This window comes from Saccharomonospora amisosensis (genome assembly GCF_011761185.1).
Taxonomy (GTDB): domain Bacteria; phylum Actinomycetota; class Actinomycetes; order Mycobacteriales; family Pseudonocardiaceae; genus Saccharomonospora_A; species Saccharomonospora_A amisosensis.
Genome location: NZ_JAAOYM010000002.1, coordinates 97,329 through 120,897 on the forward strand (window position 1 = coordinate 97,329; position 23,569 = coordinate 120,897).

General features: G+C 68.3%; 23 protein-coding genes. 11 read left to right on the forward strand and 12 right to left on the reverse strand.

The window, feature by feature from the left end:
• Positions 1-71 precede the first annotated feature (71 nt).
• Complete coding sequence (locus FHU38_RS27560) at positions 72-347, forward strand: dihydrofolate reductase family protein (protein ID WP_313886892.1); 276 nt, start codon at positions 72-74, stop codon at positions 345-347.
• On the opposite strand, the gene FHU38_RS23840 is transcribed toward FHU38_RS27560, so the two are convergent.
• From FHU38_RS23840 to FHU38_RS23850, 3 genes are all read right to left on the reverse strand, one after another.
• Positions 320-958: a TetR/AcrR family transcriptional regulator gene (locus FHU38_RS23840; protein ID WP_167176620.1), complete on the reverse strand. Its 639-nt coding sequence runs from the start codon at positions 956-958 to the stop codon at positions 320-322. The two genes, FHU38_RS27560 and FHU38_RS23840, sit on opposite strands and share 28 nt — an antisense overlap.
• A 365-nt stretch (positions 959-1,323) precedes the next feature.
• The gene (locus tag FHU38_RS23845; protein ID WP_167176622.1) at positions 1,324-1,767 is read right to left on the reverse strand and encodes a hypothetical protein; all 444 of its coding nucleotides are present in this window, start codon (positions 1,765-1,767) and stop codon (positions 1,324-1,326) included.
• Between the two features lie 13 nt (positions 1,768-1,780).
• A complete protein-coding gene (locus FHU38_RS23850; RefSeq protein WP_167176624.1) occupies positions 1,781-2,116 on the reverse strand; it encodes a hypothetical protein in 336 nt (111 codons plus the stop codon).
• Between the two features lie 318 nt (positions 2,117-2,434).
• Here FHU38_RS23850 and FHU38_RS23855 point away from each other — a divergent pair, with 318 nt between their 5' ends.
• Positions 2,435-3,802, forward strand: a complete 1,368-nt coding sequence (locus FHU38_RS23855; RefSeq protein WP_167176626.1) for a helix-turn-helix transcriptional regulator — start codon at positions 2,435-2,437, stop codon at positions 3,800-3,802.
• 32 nt (positions 3,803-3,834) lie between these two features.
• Positions 3,835-4,722 carry an aminoglycoside phosphotransferase family protein gene (locus tag FHU38_RS23860; RefSeq protein ID WP_167176628.1) on the forward strand — a complete coding sequence of 296 codons (888 nt, stop codon included), beginning with the start codon at positions 3,835-3,837 and terminating at the stop codon, positions 4,720-4,722.
• A 148-nt stretch (positions 4,723-4,870) separates the two neighbouring features.
• Here the strand turns inward: FHU38_RS23860 and FHU38_RS23865 are convergent, their stop codons facing one another.
• Genes FHU38_RS23865 through FHU38_RS23880 form a run of 4 tightly spaced genes read right to left on the reverse strand, consistent with a single transcriptional unit; the run spans position 4,871 to position 7,399 of the window.
• Positions 4,871-5,893 carry a copper resistance D family protein gene (locus tag FHU38_RS23865; RefSeq protein WP_167176630.1) on the reverse strand — a complete coding sequence of 341 codons (1,023 nt, stop codon included), beginning with the start codon at positions 5,891-5,893 and terminating at the stop codon, positions 4,871-4,873.
• A gap of 2 nt (positions 5,894-5,895) precedes the next feature.
• Entirely contained in the window at positions 5,896-6,477 is a 582-nt protein-coding gene (locus FHU38_RS23870) for a copper resistance CopC family protein (RefSeq protein ID WP_167176632.1), read from the reverse strand.
• Positions 6,474-6,827, reverse strand: a complete 354-nt coding sequence (locus FHU38_RS23875; RefSeq protein WP_167176634.1) for a hypothetical protein — start codon at positions 6,825-6,827, stop codon at positions 6,474-6,476. The genes FHU38_RS23870 and FHU38_RS23875 overlap by 4 nt, the downstream gene beginning before the upstream one ends.
• 47 nt (positions 6,828-6,874) lie before the next feature.
• Positions 6,875-7,399, reverse strand: coding sequence for a hypothetical protein (locus tag FHU38_RS23880; protein ID WP_313886893.1), 525 nt, complete (start codon positions 7,397-7,399; stop codon positions 6,875-6,877).
• Between the two features lie 166 nt (positions 7,400-7,565).
• Between FHU38_RS23880 and FHU38_RS23885 the strand changes: the two genes are divergently transcribed.
• From FHU38_RS23885 to FHU38_RS23905, 5 genes are read left to right on the forward strand one after another with little or no spacing between them, the layout of a single operon-like run.
• On the forward strand, positions 7,566-9,296 hold the full coding sequence (locus FHU38_RS23885; protein ID WP_208416920.1) for a BCCT family transporter: 1,731 nt from the start codon (positions 7,566-7,568) through the stop codon (positions 9,294-9,296).
• Positions 9,293-9,940, forward strand: a complete 648-nt coding sequence (locus FHU38_RS23890; RefSeq protein ID WP_167176636.1) for an ABC transporter permease — start codon at positions 9,293-9,295, stop codon at positions 9,938-9,940. The genes FHU38_RS23885 and FHU38_RS23890 overlap by 4 nt, the downstream gene beginning before the upstream one ends.
• Entirely contained in the window at positions 9,933-11,096 is a 1,164-nt protein-coding gene (locus FHU38_RS23895) for an ABC transporter ATP-binding protein (RefSeq protein WP_167176638.1), read from the forward strand. Before FHU38_RS23890 ends, FHU38_RS23895 begins: the two co-directional genes overlap by 8 nt.
• A complete protein-coding gene (locus FHU38_RS23900; RefSeq protein ID WP_313886894.1) occupies positions 11,093-11,878 on the forward strand; it encodes an ABC transporter permease in 786 nt (261 codons plus the stop codon). The genes FHU38_RS23895 and FHU38_RS23900 overlap by 4 nt, the downstream gene beginning before the upstream one ends.
• On the forward strand, positions 11,875-12,849 hold the full coding sequence (locus FHU38_RS23905) for a glycine betaine ABC transporter substrate-binding protein (protein ID WP_167176640.1): 975 nt from the start codon (positions 11,875-11,877) through the stop codon (positions 12,847-12,849). Before FHU38_RS23900 ends, FHU38_RS23905 begins: the two co-directional genes overlap by 4 nt.
• A gap of 21 nt (positions 12,850-12,870) precedes the next feature.
• Here the strand turns inward: FHU38_RS23905 and FHU38_RS23910 are convergent, their stop codons facing one another.
• The gene (locus FHU38_RS23910) at positions 12,871-13,344 is read right to left on the reverse strand and encodes a DUF6474 family protein (protein ID WP_167176642.1); all 474 of its coding nucleotides are present in this window, start codon (positions 13,342-13,344) and stop codon (positions 12,871-12,873) included.
• 104 nt (positions 13,345-13,448) lie between these two features.
• On the opposite strand from FHU38_RS23910, the gene FHU38_RS23915 reads away from it, so the two are divergent.
• The gene (locus FHU38_RS23915; protein ID WP_167176644.1) at positions 13,449-15,086 is read left to right on the forward strand and encodes a TM0106 family RecB-like putative nuclease; all 1,638 of its coding nucleotides are present in this window, start codon (positions 13,449-13,451) and stop codon (positions 15,084-15,086) included.
• A 6-nt stretch (positions 15,087-15,092) separates the two neighbouring features.
• Here the strand turns inward: FHU38_RS23915 and FHU38_RS23920 are convergent, their stop codons facing one another.
• The gene (locus FHU38_RS23920) at positions 15,093-16,166 is read right to left on the reverse strand and encodes a hypothetical protein (protein ID WP_167176461.1); all 1,074 of its coding nucleotides are present in this window, start codon (positions 16,164-16,166) and stop codon (positions 15,093-15,095) included.
• A complete protein-coding gene (locus tag FHU38_RS23925) occupies positions 16,163-17,320 on the reverse strand; it encodes a type VII secretion protein EccE (protein WP_243852756.1) in 1,158 nt (385 codons plus the stop codon). Before FHU38_RS23925 ends, FHU38_RS23920 begins: the two co-directional genes overlap by 4 nt.
• Before the next feature lie 314 nt (positions 17,321-17,634).
• Between FHU38_RS23925 and FHU38_RS23930 the strand changes: the two genes are divergently transcribed.
• Both FHU38_RS23930 and FHU38_RS23935 read left to right on the forward strand, forming a co-directional pair.
• On the forward strand, positions 17,635-19,575 hold the full coding sequence (locus FHU38_RS23930; protein ID WP_208416921.1) for a vWA domain-containing protein: 1,941 nt from the start codon (positions 17,635-17,637) through the stop codon (positions 19,573-19,575).
• Positions 19,576-19,702: 127 nt separating this feature from the next.
• Positions 19,703-20,035, forward strand: coding sequence for a hypothetical protein (locus FHU38_RS23935; protein ID WP_167176463.1), 333 nt, complete (start codon positions 19,703-19,705; stop codon positions 20,033-20,035).
• 402 nt (positions 20,036-20,437) lie between these two features.
• Here FHU38_RS23935 and FHU38_RS23940 read toward each other — a convergent pair whose 3' ends face one another.
• Positions 20,438-22,462, reverse strand: coding sequence for a hypothetical protein (locus FHU38_RS23940; protein WP_167176646.1), 2,025 nt, complete (start codon positions 22,460-22,462; stop codon positions 20,438-20,440).
• 6 nt (positions 22,463-22,468) lie between these two features.
• The gene (locus tag FHU38_RS23945; protein WP_167176648.1) at positions 22,469-23,485 is read right to left on the reverse strand and encodes a hypothetical protein; all 1,017 of its coding nucleotides are present in this window, start codon (positions 23,483-23,485) and stop codon (positions 22,469-22,471) included.
• Positions 23,486-23,569 lie beyond the last annotated feature (84 nt).

Below are 23,569 nucleotides of genomic sequence, written 5' to 3' on the forward strand. Positions count from 1 at the left end.
CGGCGAGGCGAAGGAACTCGATCTGGAATACTCGCGGATCTGGCAGCCGATGCCCAAGGTCGTCTTCTCTAGTGATCTCCGACAACATCGCAGAAGAGGTCGCGAAGCTGAAGGAGCAACCAGGGGGCGACCTGTTGCTGTTCGGCGGCGCCGAGATCGCCGCGACGTTCATCCGGCTCGGTCTCATCGACGAGTTCTGGCTGTTCGTGCACCCGGTCATGCTCGGAGGTGGCAAGTCGCTGTTCCCCGAGCTGGAGCAGCGGCAGAACCTGCGCCTGCTCACCACCCGCACCTTCGGCTCGGGTGCGGTACACCTGCGCTACTCGCCGAACTTGCCGGCCAAGTAGCCCTTGATGAGTGACTTGGTCTCGGCGATCACGTCGGGGTCGCCCTGCGGGTCCGTCCGAAACGCCAGGTTGAGCAGCCCGTCCGCGGCCTCGACCGCGATCGAGATGGGAAGGATGAGTTCGTCCCGCTCTACCTCGACGTGCTCGATGATCAGGTCGGCGAGGGAATCGGTGATGACCCTGTTGTTGGTGCGGCGGTCGTCGAGCAGCCGGACGTCCACCACATCACCGAAGTGCACCCGGGAGAACCCGGGCACTTCCCGGTGCATTCGCAGGTAGATGTCGAGCAACGAGTCGACGACATCCCACCAGTGCTTGGGATCGAGGGTGCTCAGCCGCTCGTTGACGGCTGCGATGAACCGTTCGAGGTTGCGCTGTGTCAGTGCCTGTACCACGGCACGCTTGTCGGGAAAGAACTGGTAAAGCGAGCCCACCGCGACCCCCGCGCGTTTGGCGATCAGCGTGGTGGTCAGCGCCTCGTAACCGAGTTCCTGCAGCAGTTCGGCACTGGCGTCCAGCATTCGTTCGACACGTTGCGCGCTGCGTTGCTGGACGGGTCGCCGCCGCAGCGGCGTCGTCTCGGTGGGCTTCACGGCCTGGTTCTCGGACACGTCGCGCTCCTTGCTGTGCAGGTCAGCGACTTTATCGTGTCCGTTACCGCGATCACTTCCGAGTGAACGCTTACCGATGGGCAGCGTCCGCGGCTGGGACCGCGGGCCGGTGCCGGTCGGGGGAGGGGAGTGCAACGGCACCGGCCCGCGGAGTATCGGGGCCACCTCGGGCGGGGAACACCCTGGTGTGTTGTGAAGTTGTCGGGCGATCGCGCGGCCGAACATAGCCGTGGAATAGCCCGCCCGCTAGGGGTTGGATCACAATTTTCTCGATTAATCGCCGGAGGGGACCGGCGGCCGGACTCGTCACGCTCGGGGGTACGCACGAGCCGGCCGCCGGCGACCGGGGCGCCTCTGCCGGTCGGCTATGCCCTTAAGCCGCCGACAACGGCGCGTCGGGGAGCCGGTGGGGAAACCAGGGAGTGCTTACCGGTCTGCTCCGGCACCTGCCGGGTCCGGGCCGGGCTGGTGCTGCCGTCGTGTGTCGGGGACACGGCGGAGTGCCTGCGCGCCCCGCGGGTGTCCTGCTGGGGCGCGAGACCACCGGCGACGAGGTGCTCGTGGGCCACCTGCCACACGGAGCAGGGAGCCTTGCACCTGTGCCACCGGGTGGAGCAGGTGGGGCAGTCGCCACGCTCGTCCGGTTCGTGAGCGGTCAGCATGGCGCGCCAGCCCGCGGTGAGGCGGGGTAACTCGGAGCGCGCGACGGAGATCAGTGCGGGTGCGTCGGCACGGTCCGCGAGGTCGGAGAGCATGTCAAGGCGCTCCCACACCGCGTTGCGAAGGACCTGCCCGAGGATCTGATCCACCTTGAACTCACCGTCACCTTTCCGCCAGTTTCGCGGCTTCGTTGAGCGCGGCTCGAAGCTGACCGAGCTGGCCTGCCGTGAGCCGTGCTGTCTCGCCGGGCGGGCCGACGAGGACCACCTCACCCTTGTCCACGAACACCGTCACACAGCGTTCGCGGCTGATCAGGTCGCCGCACTGCACCCGCCACACGACCTGGCCGCCCTCGTACCTGCGGCCGCTGGTGCCACGCGGGTCCACTGTCGACGTCGACGAAAGCGGCTGGCGCGGCTTGTCGCCAAGAGCGGGCCTGCGGACGGGCGCCGTGCCGGTCGCAGCACGTCCTGCTGTGATCGAGTGCACGAACTCCACGTCTGTGTCTCCCGCTCTCCTTCGCCGACATCCGCGCCTGTGGCGTGGTCGCCGGACCTGCCTGCCTGACTATGACGCGATCCCCGCGGTAGCCGTCCGTGTTCGCCCGGCCACGGAGATCTGGAACTACATTGCGCCGAAAACAACTCCGATAGAAGCCTCGCCGGAGGTCATAGCGGCGACCGGCTCCCGTTGACCGTTGAGCGGTCAGCCGAGTTCACCTCAGCCGATCAGTGCCCATAATCGAGCCTTCGCGCGGTTCAATAGGTGTTGCTTACGCTGCACACCGACGCCCGACGGGACTGTGGAGGGGCGCGCATGGACGCCAACGACGCGAAGCAAAGTCGCATCAAGTCCGAGGTATGGGAAACCGCGGAGATGCGGGACGCTCTCGCGAACCGCAACATCAGCGAGGTTTACCGACAGCTGCGCAAACACGGTGTGTCGCAGCGCCAGATCGCTGCCATGACCGGCCAGTCACAGTCCGAGGTGTCGGAGATCCTCAAGGGTCGCCAGGTGATGGCCTACGACGTGCTTTCCCGGATCTCCGAAGGCCTCGGCATTCCCCGCGGGTACATGGGCCTCGCCTACGACGAGGCCACGGAGATCCAGGTCGTCGGCGCCGCCGACGAGCAGCAAGCTGAGGAGGACGAGTCCGTGAAACGGCGGAAGTTCCTCGCGCACGCAGCCCAGGTGACGATGGGGGCCGCGGTCTTCGGGCCTGCCTCGGACGCGTGGGCGGCGAGTCCGGCAAGGACACCCGCACCAGGGCGGATCGGGATGACCGACGTGCGCCAGGTGGAGGCGGCGACGAGAGCACTACGCGCGCTCGACTACCAGTACGGCGGTGGGTTCTGCCGGGACGCTGTGGTCGCCCAGTTGTCCTGGGGGCAGCAGATGCTCCAGGCGAGCGGGACCGAAGGCGTGAAGTCCCGGCTTTACGTCGCGCTCGCCGACCTGCACAGCCTCGCCGGATGGACCTCGTTCGACATCGGGCTGATCGACTCGGCCCGTGGTCATTTCGCCAACGCCCTCGATCTGGCCAAGCAGGGCGAGAACCACCCACTCGTCGCCAACGTGCTGTACCGGATGGGCAGGGTCTACCTGCACCAGGAGGCCCCCAACGATGCGCTCAAGCTGTTCCAGCTCGGTCAGATCGCGGCGCAGGAGTCCGGTTCGGAGCTCGCCGTCGCCGTGCTGTGTGCGAACGAGGCGTGGGCCTACGCGATGATGGGTAACGCCGAGCAGGCCATCAAACTGCTCGGCAGGACAAGGGACGAGTTCGCGCGCGCGGATCTGGCCAATGCCGAGTCGTGGGTGCGCTTCTTCAACGAGACCGACGTCTACGCCATGATCGGCACGGTTCACACCGCGCTGGCGCAGCAGGCCGACGTGTCACACACCAAGTACGCGATTCCGGCGCTGGCGAAGGCCACCGACGCCTACGGCGACGACATGGCCCGCAGCAAGACGTTCAGCCTGAGCATGCTCGCGACCAACCACCTGCTCGAGGGCGACATCGACCACGGCGCGAAGGTCGGAGGCAAGGCGCTGGACTGCGCGGAAGGGCTGAAATCAAAGCGTGTCGAGCAGCGGATGCGCCCACTGAAGGAGGAAGCACAACGGCGCAGCAACAATCCCGACGCGCGCGATCTCGTCGAGCGGATGTCGACGTTCTTCTCCTGAACGCCGGGGTTCACCGCCTAGGTGCAACGTTCTTGGACGGCCGGTTCACCAGGCAGAAGCTGGATGACGTGCTCGCTCGGGTCTGTGATCTGCTGGGCCTCGACGCCAGGAACGCCACTCTGCTGCGATTCACCAACAACGCGGTGTACTCGCTGGCACGCGACCCGGTGGTGGTGCGCATCGTCGGGTCGCGTGCGCTGGCGCATCGGGCTCACAAGGTGGTGAAGGTCGCGCGGCACTTCGAGCGCCACGGCGTCGCGGCCATCCGGCTGTTCGGCAACCTGCGGCAGCCGCTATTGATCGGCGAGAACGTGGTGACCGTCTGGCACCGGGTCGAGGAAACGGGCAGGCGGGCGACGTCGGCCGAGTTGGCGCGGCTGCTGCGCGAAGTCCATGCCTTGCCGCTGCCAGAGGGCATCGGTGACTGGGCACCGCTGGCCGACGTGCGTGCTCGCGTGTCCGACGCGGAGGAGTTGGATCCGGCCGACAGGCGGTTCCTGCTGCGACGCTGCGCGGAGGTGGAGGAGCACCTGCTGGAGCTGGAGTTCCCGCTGCCCAGGGGGTTCGTACACGGCGACGCCCACCCCGGCAACGTGATCGTCGGTGCTGACGGCCCCGTGCTGTGCGACTTCGACTCCTCCTGTATCGGACCGCCGGAGTGGGACCTCACCCCGCTCGCGGTGGGAAGGGAGCGTTTCGGTGACCCCGACGCCTGGTACCGCGACCTCGCGCGTACCTACGGCTTCGATGTGACCGAGTGGGATGGGTTCCCCGTGTTACGCGCGGCGAGGGAGCTGAAGCTCACGACGAGCGTGCTGCCCATCGTGCGTAGCCACCCTTCCGTGCGGCACGAACTGCGGCGGCGGCTGGAGGATCTGCGGTTGGGTCGCACGCACACCCGGTGGGTTCGGTACCGCTGAAACGGTTCGTCCGGCCCTCATTCAGCGACCAAATGTGACCGCTCGCCGTTTTCGCCGGGTCGCGCGTTAAGAAGACCCGGTTTCGGCTCAACCGATCACCCGAACGGCGGATGGCAGGTGTATGCCGGTGGCGTTAGGCCTGACGGCCTCAGCCGACAGGGGTGCGGGTGAGAACCGTGGCGAAACCCAGTGCCAGCCCCATCACGGTCAGTTCCAGGGTCAGCCACATCGCGACCGTCGTGCGATGGTGCCGGACGATGCCGGGCAGCAGTTTCAGCCGCACGTACCCGCCGAGCGCGGCGATGAGGCCCGCGGCGAGGAACTTGAGCAGCACGAGGACGCCGTACGGCGTGGTGAACAGTGCCGACCACAGGTTCGTGCCAGGGGCCAGCACGATCTGGACCACCCCGTTGAAGACGCCGGTGCCCGCCGTGATGAGCAGGCACAGCGTGGCGAGCCGGGAGAAGCGGGGCAGCGCGTGCGCGAGTAGCACGCGGTTGGCAGGCAGCAGCACCGCCAGCGCACCCAACCCGCCTACCCAGGCGATCGCGGCGAGCACGTGCAGTTCGAGCGAGATCAGCGTGTAGTCGTGCAGGCTCCAGTCCGACGAGTGCCCGGTCACCGGTAGTGCGAGCAGTGCGAACAGGCCGAGTCCGACTCTGACCTCCGGGGGCACCCGTTCCCCCCTGCGCACGGCCAGTAACCCGACACCCACCTGTACCAGCGCGAACGCGGCCACAATCAGCAGTGCCTTGCCCGCGGCGGCCGCGCCAACGTACTCGGCGATGTCCCCTGTAGAGACCGAGGTGTCGGCAGGCCGGTACTCCGCCGTTTGCAGCACCAGCGTCACCAGCGCGGCCAGCGCCCACAGTAGGGCCGCCGCGACAGCGGCCCTGCGCGCGACGGTGAGGACGGGTTCGGTGATCCTCGGCCGGTCGTAGCCGACGAGCACCGAGAGCAGCCCCAACCCCACCGTCGCCGCAGCCGCGATGTTGAGCAGCACCCGCGCGATGGGCAGGCCGACCGAGACCACCTCGGACACGTTCGCCACACCGCTGACCGGTGCGGTGGCGGTGAGCGCCACGCCGACGAGCACACCGGCAAGGGCTCCGGTGAGCACGCTCAGCAGCGGAGCCAACCGCATCGAAGGCGTGGTCTCGGTCCTGGCCACGGCTATTCGTCCGAGGATTTGCCCATGCGCAGGGCGAGGGTCAGCCCGGCACCGAGGAGCACGACGGCACCGACAACCCACACCCACACCGGAATGCCGGAGTCCTCGGCGGGTTCGCGCTGTCGCACGGTGGCGGTCGCCTCGGGCTTGGCCTGCCCCGTCGGTTCCGCTGTCATCGAGGTGTCCGGGGCCGAGGGGGCTGCCGCACCGGGCGTCGTCAGCGTGAAGCGGATCTCCTCGGAGACCGGGTGCCCGTCGGCCGACAGAATCCGGAACCCGATGATGTACTCGCCCGCTGGCCCGAGCGGTCGCAGTGGCGCGGTGACGACGTTACGTGCCACCCGCACTTCGCCCGTTGCCCACTGCTCACCGTCCGGCCCGGTGACGGCCAGCTGGTTGACGTCAGCGTCCTGCACCGGTTGGTCGAAGGTGAGCGTCACCACCGCCGGAGCGGTGTCGAGCCGGTCCCCGTCGGCGGGGTCGGAGGATACGAGCGCGTTGTGAGCGGCGGCCTGCCCGGCGATGCCGAGCAGTGCCAACGCCGCCACCCAGACCACCAGCAGTGCGTTGCGTACCGTCCTCATTTCGCCACCTGCTTGCGTGCCAGCGGCGCCGCACCCGCGCCGACGGCGAGCCCGGCCCCACCGTGGCCGGCGCTCGAGGGCCCGGCCAGCGCCACGACGGGAGCCGGCTCCGGCTCCTCGCTCTCGGGTAGCGGGCCCGCCGTGAACTCGAACTCCTGGTAGGAGGTTGTTCCGTCCTGCTCCACGTTGGGCAGCCGTAGTGCGACGGTGCCGTAGCCGCCCTTCTCGGGTCGGCTGCCATAGCCGTTTGCCGTGACGTGCGCTGCGGCGGGTGAGGTGGTGGCCAGTCCTATCGAGCCCGCCGTGGCCGCGAGCGCGCCCGCGCGCAGCATGAATCGATTTGTCGACATCAGAGATTGCGCTCCTGAACTCGGTGGCGAGTGGGTTTCGATTCGGTTCAGTAGCGCTGGGGTGGCCCGCGCCTGCGGTGCACCCGTCGCAGCAGCACCTCGACGGCGTGACCGCCCTCGGCCGGACGCACGGTAGCGACGGCGACGGTGGTGGCTGGCGCGGCGTCCGAAAGCCACACCGAAGGCAGCAGGAGCCGAACCGCGGCGATGCCTCTGACCAGTACCAGTTCGGCGTGTGTGAGCACCAGCGCGGTGACCAGGGTGGCGACGATGTGGCTGGCCGTCATCGCGGCGCCACCACCGGAATGGCCGGAAAGCTCGCTCAGCACCAGGTGCGAGGCGAGCTGCGCGCTTGCTAGCACCAGCATGATCCCGGGCAGTCCTCGCGTGTGTTCCGCGACGGCGGTGGAGACCCAACCGATGAGCGCTGTCAGCAGCACGGTGGTGGGTAGCTGGGGCAACTGCCCGTCGGCAAAGGTGTGCGCGCTCACGGTGAGCGCGGCAGAGCAGCCCGCGAGCAACCCGCCTCGGACGCGGCGCGCGGGCAGGGCCGCGCGGAACGGGCTGCTCACGGCACACAGCCTACGCAGCCGGTGACGGGGAAAGGAACGTGCCGCCCGGCACGCCGAGAACGTGCGGTGAGGAACTTTCCGCCCGGCGATCCGCTCACGAAGGTCTATGGTGCTCTCCTGACGCCGCCGAGGTGAGGGAAGGAGGCCGCGCTCACAGCGCGCCCGTATGTCCGAACAACACGACGGAACCGACGCGCCGAGCACGCTGGGGCCGCATTCGAACCCGCCAGAGGCGACCGGCGCGGGCACGCCGGACGCCGCAACAGGGCACGGCGACCGACCCCATCGGGAAACCGGGATCGACCGGGTGGTGTTCGGCGTGGCAGCGGCACTCGCCGTGCTCGTGATCGCGTGGGGTGCCTCTTCCCCCGCGACGCTCGCCTCGTTCGCCGACAGCCTGCTCAACGACGCGGTGATCCCCTATGGCGGCTGGCTGTTCGTACTGACGGCAAGCGGTTTCGTGCTGTTCGCTCTACTGCTGGCGGTCAGCAGGTACGGCCGCATTCCGCTTGGCCGCGACGACGAGAGACCGGAGTTTCGCACCTCGTCGTGGGTGGCGATGATGTTCAGCGCCGGGATGGGCATCGGCCTGATGTTCTTCGGGGTTTACGAACCGGTGACTCACCTCACCAACCCGCCGCCCGGCTCCGCGGCACCGGGCTCGGACGAGGCAGTGCACACGGCCATGGCCACGACGTTGTTCCACTGGACCGTGCACCCGTGGGCCATCTACGCCGTCGTCGGGCTCGCCATCGCCTACAGCACGTTCCGAAGGCGGCGCGGCCAGTTGATCAGCGCGGTGTTCGAACCGCTCATCGGTGCCCGGCGCAGCAACGGCCCGCTCGGCAAGGCGATCGACATCATGGCGATCTTCGCGACCCTCTTCGGGTCGGCTGCGTCGCTCGGTCTCGGCGCGTTGCAGGTCGGCGGCGGGCTCGCGGCCGTGGGGTGGCTCGACAACCCGGGCACCGGCCTGCTCGTCGCGATCATCGCTGTGCTGACCGTCGCCTTCGTCGCCTCCGCCGTTTCCGGCGTGGCAAGGGGCATCCAGTGGCTGTCCAACATCAACATGGTGCTCGCCGCGCTGCTCGCGGTATTCGTGCTGGTTGTCGGCCCGACCGTGCTGATCCTCAATCTCGTTCCGAGCGCCATCGGCGACTACTTCCGCGAGTTCGCCGAGATGTCGGGCCGCACCGGCGTCACCGGCGGTGAGGAGATGCGGGAGTGGCTGGCCGGCTGGACGGTCTTCTACTGGGCCTGGTGGATCTCCTGGACACCGTTCGTCGGCATGTTCATCGCTCGCATCTCACGGGGACGTACCATCCGGCAGTTCATTTTCGGTGTGATCGCGGTGCCGAGCGTGGTCAGCCTCGGCTGGTTCGCCATCTTCGGCGGTGCCGCAATAGACCGGCAGCGGTCGGGCACCGACATCGCGGGCGCGGGTGGTTCGGAGGCTGCGACCTTCACGCTGCTGGAAACCTTTCCGCTGTTCCTGCCGATCGCGGTGATCGTCATGCTGCTGGTGTCGATCTTTTTCGTCTCCGGCGCCGACGCCGCCTCGGTGGTGATGGGCACGCTGTCGCAGCGAGGCTCGGTGGAACCGGGTCGCGGCGTCGTCGTGTTCTGGGGTGTGCTGATGGGCGCGGTAGCCGCGGTGATGCTGCTCGTCGGTGGTGGGAACGCGCTCACCGGCCTGCAGAACCTGACGATCCTGGTCGCCGTGCCGTTCGTGGCGGTCATGATCGCGTTGTGCGTGTCGCTGTGGCGCGACCTGCGGCACGATCCACTGATGATCCGGGAGGACGAGATGATGCGCTCGCTTGCGGAGATCCACGCCGAACGAACCGGTGGGGCGACTCCACCGCGTCGCAGGAGTGTGCGGGGTCGCGCCAGGTGAACCTCCTCGAATACGTCGCCGATCGCTGGGATCGGCTCTCGTTGCAGGCCTGGCTGCACGTGAGTGAGGTGGTGCAGTCCACCCTGCTGGCCGCGGTCATTGGCGTGCTGATAGGGGTGGCGGTCTATCGAAGCCCCGCGGGTTCCGCCATCGCGACCGCGCTGGCCAGCACGATCCTCACCATCCCCTCGTTCGCGTTGCTCGGCCTGCTCATCCCTGTGGTGGGGCTCGGTGCGACGCCGACGGTGATCGCGCTGGTGCTGTACGCGCTGCTGCCGATCACTCGCAACACCATCGTCGGCCTCGCCGGGGTCGACCCCGCCATCACCGACGCCGCGCGGGGTATCGGAATGAGCCGCTTCGGCGTACTCACCAAGGTCGAGCTGCGGTTGGCGTGGCCGGCGATCCTGGCGGGGATGCGGGTTGCGACCCAGTTGCTGATGGGCATCGCGGTGATCGCGGCCTATGCGAAGGGTCCCGGGCTCGGCAACGAGGTTTTCTCCGGCCTCACCAGGGCGGGCAGTGCGAACGCGACCAACCAGGCGCTCGCCGGAACGGTCGGCGTCGTGATGCTGGCCCTGTTGTTGGAGGGCGGCTACTTCATCATCGCCCGACTCACCGTCTCGAGGGGTATCCGTGGCTGACAACGTAAGTGGTGTCGAGATCCAGTTGGACAGGGTCACCAAGCGCTACCCGGGCAGCAGGGAACCCGCGGTGAAGGACTTCACCATGACCATCCCGGCAGGCAAGATCGTCATCCTCGTCGGGCCGTCCGGCTGCGGCAAGACAACCACGATGCGGATGATCAACCGGTTGATCGAGCCGACGTCGGGACGGATCACGATCGGCGGGGAGGACGCGCTCGAACTCGACCCGGACAAGCTGCGCCGCAAGATCGGCTACGCGATCCAGCAGGCCGGGCTGTTCCCGCACTTCACGGTGGCGCAGAACATCGGCGTTGTCCCCGGCCTGCTGCGGTGGGACACAAGCCGCATCCGGGAGCGGGTCGACGAACTGCTGGATCTGGTCGGACTCGACCCCGCCCAGTACCGCGATCGCTACCCACGCCAGCTCTCCGGAGGCCAGCAACAGCGCGTCGGTGTGGCGCGAGCCCTCGCGGCCGACCCGCCCGTGCTGCTGATGGACGAGCCGTTCGGTGCGGTGGACCCGATCACGCGCGGAAACCTGCAGGACGAGCTGCTGCGGCTGCAGGACGAGCTGCGCAAGACCATCGTCTTCGTCACCCACGATTTCGACGAGGCCGTGAAGCTCGGCGACAAGATCGCCGTGCTCGGGGACGCCTCGACCATCCAGCAGTACGACACCCCTGAGGCGATCCTGGCCAACCCGGCCAACGACATGGTCGCGGGCTTCGTCGGCGCTGGTGCCTCGCTCAAGCAACTCACCCTGCTGCGGGTGCGCGACGTCACCTACAGCGACGACGCGCTCGCCGTGGTCGCCGGTGAGGTGACACCGCAAGCACTGCGGCAGCGCATGATCGAGGAGGGCAGAACCTACGCGCTGGTGCTCGATGCCAGGCGGAGGCCACTGCGCTGGGTCCACGTGCGCGACCTGACCACCGCGCGTTCGCTCACCGACGCCGGCAGGCCGGTTGGCGACCCGGTGAGCACCCGCTCGACCCTGCAGGACGCGCTCGAGGCGATCCTCGCGGAGGGCGGCAACGCCGTGGTCACCGGCGCAAGGGGCGAGTACGTCGGCACGATCGACATCACAACCGTCACCGACACCGTGCGGCAACTGCGTGAGGAACACCTCGACTCCGAAGGCGCCGCGTCGTGACCGTCACCGGAACGCGGGAGGCGTTGGGGTTCTCGACGGAGTCCGGCTCGCGGCGAACCGAGCGACTCCGGTTGCTGGTCCAGCCCTCGGTCGTGATCCTCGTCGCCGGTGGCGTGTTGACCTGGGCCTTCAGCCGAAGCAACGACGCCATCGAAGCCGAGTCGATCAATGCCGACGTGCTGCTGACCAAGACCTGGGAGCACCTGGCGATCACCGCGGTGGTGACCGTGATCGTGGTGGCACTCGCCGTGCCGCTAGGGATGGTGCTGACCCGGCGGTGGGCGAGACCGTTGGCGCCGCTGTTCATCGGGATCGCCAACATCGGGCAGGCCGCGCCCGCACTCGGGGTGCTCGTGCTGTTCTTCCTGTGGAGCGAGTGGGAAGGGTTGTGGGCGGCGGCCCTGCCGATCGCCTTCTACTCGTTGCTACCGGTGCTGCGCAACACGATCGTCGGTATCGACTCGGTCGATCCGGCACTGGTGGACGCGGGCAGGGGTATCGGCATGTCGTCGACGGGTGTGCTGCTGCGCATCGAGGTTCCGCTCGCGGTGCCGATGATCCTGGCCGGGCTGCGGACGGCACTCGTGCTCGCCGTCGGCACGGCGACCCTGGCGTTCTTCGTCAACGGCGGCGGGCTCGGCGAGCTGATCGACACCGGGTACAAGCTGAACCGCGTGCCCGTCCTCGTCGTCGGCGCGGTGCTCGCCGTCGGGCTCGCGCTGATCGTGGACTGGCTGGGTGCGGTGCTCGAGGAGTTCCTCGGACCGAGGGGGCTGTCATGAAGCGCGCGGCGAGCGCACTCGCCGGGGCGGTACTGCTGCTGGTCACCAGCGCGTGCGGCCTCAACGTCAACGCCGCGCTGCCGTTCTCCGTCGGTCCCGGTTCCATCAAACCGGTTCCGCAGTTGGAGGGCGTCGAGGTGACGGTGGGCTCGAAGGACTTCACCGAGCAGGTCATCCTCGGCTACATCGCCGAGCTGGCGCTGGAGGCCGCGGGCGCCGACGCCATCGACCTGACCAACATCAACGGCTCCAACAGCGCCCGCTACGCGCTGCTGGACGGCCAGATCGACCTGCAGTGGGAGTACACCGGCACCGGCTGGCTCTCCTACCTCGGTTACGACGAGCCGGTGCCGACCGAGCGCGGGCAGTACGAGGCGGTGCGCAAGGCCGACCTTGAGCGAAACGGGATCGTGTGGTTGCCGTACTCGCGGGTGAACAACACCTATGCCTTCGCGACCACCGAGGAGTTCGCACGCGAACACGAGCTGCGCACCACCACGGACATGACCGAGTTCCTGAAGCAGCACCCGGAGGAGGCCGTGTTCTGCGTGGAGACCGAGTTCGCCAGCAGGCCGGACGGGATGCCAGGCGTGCGCAAGACCTACGGCTTTCCCGTCACAACCACCAAGACGTTCGGCACCGGGGCGATCTATGCCGCTGTGGACAACGGGACGTGCAACTTCGGCGAGGTGTTCACCACCGACGGCCGCATCGCTGGGTTGAACCTGCGGGTGCTCGCCGACGACAAGCGGTTCTTCCCGCAGTACAACGCCTCGGTCACGCTGCGCGCGGAGTTTATCGCCGAGCATCCGCGCATCGCCGACGTGCTGGCGCCGGTCTCGGCCGCGTTGAACAACGAGGAGATCATCGAGCTGAACAAGCAGGTCGATGTCGACGGAAGGGACCCGGCGAAGGTGGCGAGGGACTGGATGGTGGGCAAGGGCTTCATCACCACCTCCGGTGCCGGCTGAGCACGGCGAGCGGCGGCCTCCTCAGACACCGAGGCGATGAAGCAGCTGCTCCTCGATCCTCTCCAACTCCGAGGCAACCGCCTTGTGAGCGGCCCTCCTGCGGGTCGCGGGCATCCGCTCCGCTGCCCGTACGGACGCCGTGAGCTGTTCAAGGGTCCCGCCGGAGCGCTCGGCGAACGCGAGATCGTCTTCACTGGCTTGCGGTGACCGCCGCAGCGCGCTGAGCCCTTCGGCGGCGCCCGCGAGTCGGGCGAGCAGCGCACCGCCTCGGCCGGAGAATTCCGACAGCCGCTCGACCCCGACCCCCATGCGTCGTGCCTGGTAGCGGTCGTAGGCCTCCCTCGCGGCGCCGGCGGCCTTCAGCGCGGCAGGCGCAAGTACCGGCACGGCGGCAGGCAGTACGACCTTGGCGACGCGCACCGCGTTGCGGGCCTTCCTCGGCGTGAGCCCCGGCTCCTGCTCGGCTTTGCCTGACCGGTGTGATCTGCGCCCCATCGCGACCGCCCTCCTCACGCTGCGTGTGACTGCCGCCAACTTACTTGGCGCCTCCGAAGCGGGCACATCGGCAACGTGTCGGTGCTTTCTCATACAGTGAATACATGGCTGATGAGGTGTTGCTCGACGCGGGAGTCGTCACGTGCTGCCGCAGGCGAGTGCACCTCGACCATGACCCGACCATGCGTGACGCGCGGCTCGCGCCGCCCGATCCGGCCGCCGAGCAGCGCATCGCCGACGCTTGGGCACACCGGGTGGAGATCGCGCAACGGCTGCGGGAAAGCACCCCGGGCAGTTGGGCTGTCGTGCCAAGGGAGCTTCCCCACAGCGAACGGGTCGAACTGACTCTGTCCGCCTTGCGGGAGGGTGTGAGCTACCTGTGGGGCGGGTTGTTGCCTCCCGACCGCGCCGGAGGCAGGTGGGGTGGCGCCGAGTTGCTGGTGCGCACGCCGAACGGCTACGTGCCGGTGCTTGTGGTGCGTCACCGCATCACCGATCCCGGCGACGGCGCGCGCACCGCCGAGCTGCCGGACCTGGACCCGGAGCGCGCCGCGGTCGACCCCGCGCGCAAGGTGCGTTCCCAGCCACGTGACCAGCTTCGGCTGGCGCACGTGCGGCGGCTGCTGGAGGCGGCGGGGGTGGCCGAGCCGCAGCGGGCCATCGGCGGTGTCATCGGGCTCGATGCCGACGTGGTGCTGTGGCACGACCTCGACGCGACCACCTGGCCGGGCGGGCGCACGGCACTGACCGAGTACGACGAGCGTTTCATCGACCGTCTCGCTGTGGCACGGGCGGCCGCGACCAGGCGGGAGTCACTCACCGAGCCGTCACGGGTGCTGGAGTGCAGGCGCTGCCAGTGGTGGCCGGTGTGCGAATCGCAGCTCACCCAGACCCGTGACGTCAGCCTCGTCGTTCGTGGGGAGGACGCGGTTGAGTTGCGCAACGCGGGCGTCTCAACGGTGGACAAGCTGGCGGCGCTGAATCCGGCGGAGGAGTCACCGATCCAGTGGACCGGCACGAGCTTCACCGACGCGGTCGCGCTGGCGCGCGCGTGGCTCGCCGATCTCACCGTCGTGCGCAAGGTCAGCGAGGTGACCGTGCCGAGGGCCGACGTCGAGGTCGACATCGACATGGAGAGTTTCGGTGACTCCGGCGCCTACCTGTGGGGTTGCCTGCTCAGCGGCGCCGACATCGGTGTGCGGCCCGGCTACCGCGCCTTCGCCACGTGGGACCCGCTGCCGACCCCGGACGAGGGGCGTTCGTTCGCCCGGTTCTGGGCGTGGCTTTCCGACGTGCGGGCAAGGACCGCGGCCGAAGGACTGACCTTCCGGGCGTACTGCTACAACGCGCTTGCCGAGAATCGCTGGCTGTTCTCCTCCATCGAGCGGTTCGGCGACATGGACGGCGTTCCCACGCGGGAGGAGATGCGTGAGTTCGTGGAGTCCGACGAGTGGGTTGACCTCTTTCGTAGCGTCACCGACCAGTTCCTGTGCTCGCACGGCAAGGGACTGAAGGTCGTCGCGCCCGCGGCGGGTTTTCGGTGGCGCGACCCGGAGGCCAGCGGTGAGGCGTCGATGCGGTGGTATCGCGACGCGGTCGGCATGGACGGCGCCGAACCCGACCTCGGCCAGCGGGAACGGTTGCTGCGCTACAACGAGGACGACGTGCTGGCCACCCGAGCACTGAGGGAGTGGATCAGCGGCGAGGCCGGGCACGCCGTCCCGTACATGGGAGACCTGTAGCGCGAATCAGGACCGGCTCGGTCGACCGAGCCGGGTCCGTTCTGGCTCGGTCGGTTCGAGCCAGACGAACTCCTGTGCGGTGCCCGTCAGCGTCGCCACCATGTCGTCGCGGAGCCCCGACAACTGCCTCGCCATGGCAGGTGGAAGTCGAAGTGCAGCAGCGGCGACGGAGGTCTCGTTGGGAGTGAGCCGCTGCGCGACCACCAGGTCCGCCTGGGCCAGCATGGGACCGTGGGGCGGGATCAACTGACGCAGCACGGTCAGCTGTGTTCGCCATGGTGCCGGTGTCTCGTTCGCGGGCGGGTGGGGTGCGTCGTGCAGCCGCAGCACCGGCCTGCTCGCCGAGGCAGTCACGTCGGCGGCCATGTCGGCGGCGAGCACTACGACACGGTCGGCGCGGCCTGTCGCTGCCCTCCCGAGGTCGGCCCAACCGTCTGGCTCGACCGATGAGACCACCACCCGAGCACCCAGCCTCAGCGCGCGAAACGCGACCAGCTTCGCCACCCACGCGCCGCCGATGAGGCAGGCCGTTATCGGTACCGGCTGGAACAGGCTGAGCGCCGCCGGCAGTCCTGATTGGTTGCGGCCCAACCGGAAGCCGAACGAGGCGCCGGTGAGTTGCAGCTGATCCAACGCGTGGTCCGGGGCGTAGTGGGTGCCGATCCGCAGTCGCGGGATCGCCCGGTGCCTGCGGACTCGCCAGTCGCGATGGCCGCGATCGGACGCCGGCGGGCTCTGGGTAGGGCCAGCGCCGCCGGGTGCGCTGGGTGGAGCGCCTGCGGGGGCGGCTACCGCCAGCGCCTGTGGCCGCACCACCTCCGCGGTTGTCGCCGAGGCGTAGCCGTATCCCGCTTCCGTTCCTGCCTCGGGCTGGGCGGCCGGTCCGGCCTGCTGTCGCTGCTGTGACGGGGGCGGTTGCGGCGCGCCGAGTACGGCCGGTTGCGCCGGTGCGGGAGTGGGCGGCTGCGGTTGCTGCTGCTGTTGCGGTGGGGGCGGCGGCGCGACCGCCGCGGTTGGCTGCTGTGGTTGCGGTGTGGCGGGATAGGGCTGCACACGCTGCTGCTGATGCTGCCAGTTCACCGGGCACCTCCTCCGCTTGGCGCTGAGGCGTAGACGGCCGGGGCGTGCTGGCCGTCCAACCTGGTCAGTTGAGCACCGGTCCAGCCGACTATACGTTCCGCGTTGGCACACAGCGCCTGGTAGTGGTCGCGTGCGGCGGCCAGCCGTACCAGGCAGCGAAGCGTGGTGCCGTGGAAGGACGGTTCGATCAGGAACGAGATGCTGATCAGCGCCGCCGGCAGTTCCAGCAGTGTGGCGAACAGCCGTACGTTGCGTTCCGGGTCCGGCCATGTCCGTAGCCAGTAGCAGCCGTGTGCCAGGCGTGTGGAGTGCCAGCAGTCCCAGTCCTCGCGGACCTGGGTGAGCTGGTTCGGCAGCAGGTCGCAGGAGCGGACGAGCGCATCGGTCAGTTCGTCGGCACGCAATGGCCTCGCCCGCAGGTCGTGCTTGTGCAGCAGCCGCTCGACCCGGTGCGTGAGTTCAGCGAGCACCACGGGGACGTCCACCTGGCTGCTGGGCTGGTCGATCACGGACTGGGCGACCGCGTTGGCGTCCAGCCGGACCGCGACCCACATCGCGTTGTCGCGCGCGGCGGTTCTGTGGGAAACGACCTGGATCACCACGCCTGCCTGTTCCGCTTCGTCGGCGATGGCCGCGAGCGGAGCCAGTGGCACCGGTGGCATCGGTCCGTCCTCGGTCAGGGCGATCTCCAGCACAGCGAACCAGCCCGCGCCGTCGCTTCCCATACCCAGCTCGCCGTCGCCAGAGTCGTCGATGTCCTCGATAACCAGCTCGGGCGTGAGTTCGCACAGCGCCGCGACCCGCGGGTCACCCGCCTGCGACCCCGACCTTCCCGCGCGCAGCTTGTAGCGCAGCCACAGTCCGAGGCTTTCGCTCCACCATCGACCGTTTGACCGGCCGAACATCGCGACGACGGCGAGCAGGCCGAGCGTCCCGCCAAGCAGCATGGCCCACAGTTCCTGGAGTACCACGAAGAAGACGGTGCCGAGGACTACTTCGAGTGCCAGCAGGCGTACCACACTGACCACGCCGAGCCGCCCTGGTTCCCGTCTCGGCTTGAACCACTGGCCTTGGGTGGTACGGGGACGTTGTTCTGCCGTCTGCGCGTCGGGCGGGTAGCCGTTCCCGCCGGATCGCGGCGGTCGGGTCGTCATCGAAGGCGAGGCGCTAACCACGTGCCAACGATAGCTCCGAGTGTCCGCGTGGCTGGTGTCAAAACCGCACCTCTTTGATCAAGTCCTGTTTTGCCCGTACTAGTTCGCTTCTTGCCGAATGTCGAGCCGCGCCACCAGTGCCTCACCCCTGCCACGGCATGGGGCGGTTGTCGGCGGGATCGCAGCCGCTTGCGCCAGTCTGCACGCTGTGACTTCTCCGGACCAGACTTCGCGTGTGGGAACCGTATGACCAATGTGACCATCCAAAGCCGAGTCGCCAGCGAAGGACGATCGGGGATGGAGTGGGTCGGACGGTGAAGCTGAACAGATCGGCGGGCGTACTGGTGTCGGCCCTGTTGTTGTGCTCGCTCGGGACACCGGTTGCCCTCGGGCAGCCGGCAGAGCCGGGTTCGCGGTACGCGCCCACGATGCTCGTGCTCGACGCGTCGGGCTCGATGGCCGAGGCTGACGCGGCTGGGGTTGTGAAGATGGACGCGGCCAAGCAAGCCGTGCATGCGGTGGTGGATGCGGCACCGGCCGGTTCCCGGGTTGGGCTCGCCGTATACGGCACGGCCACGGGCAACTCCGAAGCCGAGCGCACCAAGGGGTGCCAGGACGTGCTCGTCCTGCGTGAGCCGGAACCGATCGACAAGTCGGTGATGGCCGATGCGGTGGACGGGTTGACGCCACGCGGGTACACGCCGATCGGCAAGGCCCTGCGGGTGGCCGCCGAGCGATTGCCCGAGCAGGGGCCGCGCGCGATCGTGTTGGTCTCCGATGGGGAGGACACCTGCGCACCGCCGCAGCCCTGCGAAGTCGTCAAGGAACTGACCGCTGAAGGCATCGACCTGGTCGTGCACACGGTTGGGTTCGCCGTGGAACAGCAGGCTCGCTCCCAGTTGACGTGTGTGGCGCACACCACAGGTGGAACCTATACCGACGCTCCGGACGCGAGGACGTTGGAAGAGGTCCTGCCGAGGGTGACGGCGACCGCGCTTCGCAACTACGAGCCCGCGGGCGTGCCCATAGCGGGCTCGCACGCGTACGACTCCGCGCCGGTGGCAGGGCCAGGCCAGTACCTCGACACGATCGGGCAGCGGGAACGGCGGTTCTACGCGGTGGACGTGCCGGAAGGTGCCACGGCCTACTTCAGTGCCACGGTGTCGTTTCCCCGGCTGCGGGGCATCTCGGTGACCGAGGACTTCAGCTCGTTGCGGCTTCGCACCTACGGCACCGACGGCGAGGACTGTTACGAGTTCGAGACCGAGCAGGCGACCCGGTCAAGCGACGGTGTCGCCCTGACGGTGGCGACGACGTGGCGGGGTGCCGCCGAACCGGAGACCGGAAGCGAGCGGGGCGATCGCTGCAAGGGCGGTGGGCGTTATTACTTCGCCGTCGAGTGGTCCCGGGTGGCCTCGGGTGTCCCCGAGCGCCTGCCAATGGAACTGCTCGTCGGCGTGGAGCCCGCGGCGGCCGACACCGGTCCCACCGCGGTGCGACCGAAGGTGGAGTTCGTCGAGCCTTCCGGTCGCAGCGTTCCGGTGACCGGAGGTGGCTCGTTCAACGTCGCTGGTGTCCTAGCCGGGTCAGGAAGTTACACCGACACGGTGCAACGTGGCGAGTTCCTGTTCTACCGCGTCAAGCTCGACTGGGGGCAGGGCCTGGCCTACCGGGTGCGGTTCGGGCAGACACCGGGCCGGGGCTTGCCGAACCTGTCCAACATCTCCACGACGCTGTACGCACCGTCGCGCGAGCAGATCGACTGGGACGGCACCGCCTACACCGGCTCTGCCAACGCGCTGCCGACGCATGATCCTTCGATCGCCACGGTCCCTGTGCGGTACAACAACCGCACCGCCGACACGCGCAGCGCGCGCAGCCAGAGCGTCGCGGGTTGGTACTACATCGCGGTCAAGGTCAGCCCACCGCACGAGGACGACGGCACCGCGCATCCGGTGCCTGTCCACATCGAGCTGACAGTCGGCGGCGATCCGGAGCAAGGGCCCCGCTACAAATCAGACTCGCCGGACTCGGGTGGCGTCGGCCCGTTCGGCCACGGCGGCACACGGCTCGGCGGTGACGCCGGCAAGGCACGAGCTGGTGTGCTGACCAGCAGCCCGGCTCAGACTTCACCGTCGATGCTGGGTTGGGTCGTCGCAGGCGGGCTGGTGGGGGCCGCTGCCGCCGGGGCGGGGCTGTTCTTCCTACTGCGCCGCCGTGGCCGGCCGTCCGTACGCAGACAGCGGCTCCCGTAGTCGAACAGTAGCTTCCCCTCACCTCGCGGTTGTCGAGTGGATGAGCTGCGGGTTTGGGGTAAGGCAGACCACGCGCCGTGCTCTGTCTTCGTCAGCGAAGTCGGAAAGACTCAATCAAAGTGTGAACGTGGCAGGAGGGGGAGTACGGGATGAGCGAATACTCATGGTCAAGAAGCGAGACTGTTGCGACGTCTGCGGCGGAGCCGATGGCTGGGTTCTGGACACCGTTGTCGACCACGATTCCGGCCTGATCACTTCCGCCGAACGACCTTGCCAGGCGTGCGCGCAGCGCAGGTCGCAGGAGCTGGCGGTACCGCAGTTGGGCAGGCCGCGGACGCATTCCGCGAAACAGCGCGGCAGGAGCCGACGCAGGCTGTCGAAGCTCGCCGCCGGGTTGCAGCGCAGGCGTACTGACTCCGCCACGCCGGTCGCGAAGGACCACAAGCGACACGCGGCGTAACGAACGACGAGAAACCTACCCGCGGCTTGCCTTCGGATCGCTGCCGCTGCGGTGATGCCTCAGGTGCGCGCCAGTTCTAGAAGACTGCTCCTGGTAGCTGCCCGCCCGCCCCTCGGTAGGCGGGCGGGCAGCTACCACTTGGCGTGGCACGGAAGCTTTTGGACACTGCCTTTGCGTTCCTTGTGCCAATACGCTGCCCGGCCCTCGAGCCGGGCTTCTTTTGCGTAACAGTCCACTTCGCGCTGTGGTGACACCCCGTCGGTGCCCACCAACCATTCCTGGCGGCAAGTGAGCAATACCGTTTTGCCCGCACCATCGCCAACTGGCCAACGGTGCGGGCACACCCGAGCGACAGCTACCGAACGAACTCGCTGCCGATAGCCGTCGCTTGTCGACCGTCCGTCAGTGCCTGCCCTCGATGGCGGAAACCTGTTCCGGGCGGTACTTCGATTCCTTCGTGGCCGACGAGACCACCGGCCCACCGGGTGTACGCACCTCCCAGGTCGGCTTCGTCACCGCCGGACCCGTGTGCTCGCCCTGCACGACGGAGCGAGTCGTCCGGTCCGCGTACGCCTGCGGCCGAGCCTGGCGGTCGTGTTCTTCCGCCGCGGCAGCAGAGGCGCCACGCAGTTCGACGGGGACGTCGCCGGCAGGCTCCGCGGTTTCGACCCGTACAGGCCCGACCCTGCCCTCGAACACCGGCGAGGTGCCCTCGGCCACGCCCGTCTCGAACTCGGAGAGCTTTCGGTAGGACTTGCCGCGGCGTTGCGAGGTGCTGGGTGGCCGCACGCCTTCGGTTGACTGTTGCACTCGCGGATTCGCCAGCAGCGGGGGTACGGCACCAGGAGTGGTGCGGCTTGTCGCCGCCGCGGCTGCCGCATCGGTGCTGATCGCTTTGCTACGCCTGCGGTTGGCGACACGATTGTCCAGCACGGACGGTGTGGCGGGTGGCGGGGGGCGGAAGGCTTCTGGAATCTCAGGGTGCTGCACCGGCAGCGTCGGCGCGGCCGGTTCCTTGGCGCGATGCGCGGGTGTGCTGCCGGGCGGCGGGACGGGTGGAGTGGAACCAGCCAGCCCCGGTGTCGATGATCCGATGATCTTGCCTTGCTGCCGCTGCTGCGGTGGTTTGCCCGGAGGGGTGGTCGAGGGCGGTGGCGGGATCGTGCCCGGCGGGTAGCCGCCGTTACCCGGCATGGCGGGTATCCCGGGAGCTTGGCCGGGCGCGGCAGGTGGCGTCGCCGGGGCTCCCGGACCGCCAGGGGGCAGAACGGGGACTTTGGACGGTGTGCCAGGACCCAGACCCAGGCCGGGGGCGGTGCGCAGCGACCCCGGCGTTCTGGGCGCACCTGGGCCGAGTACCGGGGCCAACGGCACGCCAAACATGCCAGACCCACCCGCGCCCACTGGCGGCACCTGCGGGGGTGACGGTGGCACCGGTGCGTTCGGCACCGCTGGAGCGTTCGGTGCCGGGGGCGCCGTCGGTGCGCCCGGTGGTGAGCTCCCACCACCGGGAGTCGCGGGAGTGTCGCCGCTGAAGGCCGGTGCGTTCTGGGCGAATGTTCCTGGCGCGCCCGGAGCGCCCGGGGCGCCCGGGGCACCCGGGGCTCCGGGAGAGGCCGGAGGGAGCGGACCACCGTTCGCGCTGGGATGCAACACCGCGTTGAGCGGGTCGAGCATCTTCGCCCGACCCATCTGGAGCTTCTGGATTACCGGCGCGTAGGCGTTCGCGGTCTCGCTGGCCAGTTCGCGGGCCTTCTGGTTGTACTCGTCTTTCGTCCTGCCCACTTCGGTGAGATTGTCGAGCGTCTTGTAGTACTCGATCATCATCTTGCGCTGGTCGCCCTTCAGTCCCCTCATGGGGCCCGTGGCCAGGTGGGCTTCCGCGGATTCACCCAGCTCCCGGTGATACTCCGCCCACAGGTCGCGCATCTTGGACTGTGCGATTGTCATCTCGGCGGACAGGTTGTAAAGCGCCTCGGCGTTGGCCTCCGCCGCCTCACTCCAGACCTGCGCGTATGCCATTGTCTCACCGACCTGTCGCAGGAAGGCGTCCTTGGCCTCCGGTGACTCCCACTTGGCTTCCAGGTCGAGGGTCTGGTTGTAGAGCTCGTTCTTGACGTAGAACAGCATCGAGGCGATGTTCGACCACACACCGGCTCGTTCCAATGTGGTGCCCGGCTGCTCGCCCATGATCTGCATCTTGACCTGGTCGATCGTGATGCCGTCGGCGGCGTCGGATTTCGGATCGGGAGTCTCCGGAGGTGGGCCGGACTGGGGCTTCTTGCCGGTCTCTGCCTCTTGCTGCCGTTCCCACTCCGTCGTGTAGTACATGACCGCTGACGGCACGTACGGGACGTAGCCACCACCGTGCGACAGTTGGCGCAGGTAGGAGATGCCGTAGCCGAAGTAGAGATCGGATTCGCCCACGGTGGCTCACAGCCCCGTGCGCATGGTGGCGCGCTGCAACGCGTCGTCGGTCTGCCGCATCCAGTCGTCGGTCGTCACCGCGGGCGGTTGCCGGGGGATGTAGCGCTCGTCGGTGCGCTCCGTCGTCACCTTGCCGTCCTCGTCCTTCTTCTCCGTGAGGGTGTAGTACTCACGGCTTTCGGTGCCGTCCTCGTGTTTCGTGGTCACGATGTGGCGGGTCGTGGTGGTCTCGTTGCCGTTGGCGTCCACGGCCGTGGTCGTCACCTGCGAGTGAGTCGTGCCGCCCCTGATTACTTCCGTTGACTCCTTGGTGGTGGTGCTGACCTTCTCGCCTTCGTCGTCGTAGCTGGTGGTCACCGAGTCGCCGTTGAGATCCGTCGTGACCTCGTAGACGGTGTTGCCCTTCTTGTCGTAGCCCACCTCAGTTGTGCCACCAGGATGGTGCGTGACCTTCCGCGTTCCCCCGCTGGCCGTCCGGTACTCGTAGATCGTCACCGGGCCGTAGCTCTTCGTCGAGATGAGCACGTCGTCGTTCGGGTTGATGTCAGCCGCGCCGCTTTCCGACATCGCTTGCTCGATGGTCTTGCCTTCGGCGAGATACTGCGGAAGGTTCGCGGGTTTGTCGGCCCCCGGCACCGCGAAGGCCCAGTTCACCGCGTCCAGCGTCGCACCGCTGGCGTTGTCGGTGTTCTCGTACAGGTCGGCGAGGATGTGCGCGCACGAGGGGATGGCCGTCAGGTTCTGCCGCAGGTCCTGGATGAACGCCACTATCTCGCTCGCGTTGCGCGAGGTGAGCTGGTCGCAGTAGGAGCCTTCCGGGAAGCCGCCCGTGCTCAGTGAGACGTCCTTGCCGCCACCGTTCACGAGCATAACCGGGCCCATCATGTCGTCCTGCAGGTTGGTCCCGATCGCCGCGACATTGGTGGCATAACCCCGAAACGTGCTGGAATCCGCGTCGATCACGGCGTTGCCATCGTAGGTCCATGCCGCCGCGACAGGTCCCGAGTAGGGTGGCTCCCCCATGGCTTCCTCCGTCTGCACTGTGGACGTGTTCGACTGGACAGTTCGAGTGGACAGTTCGATGGACCAAGCCCCGGAAGGCAGCGG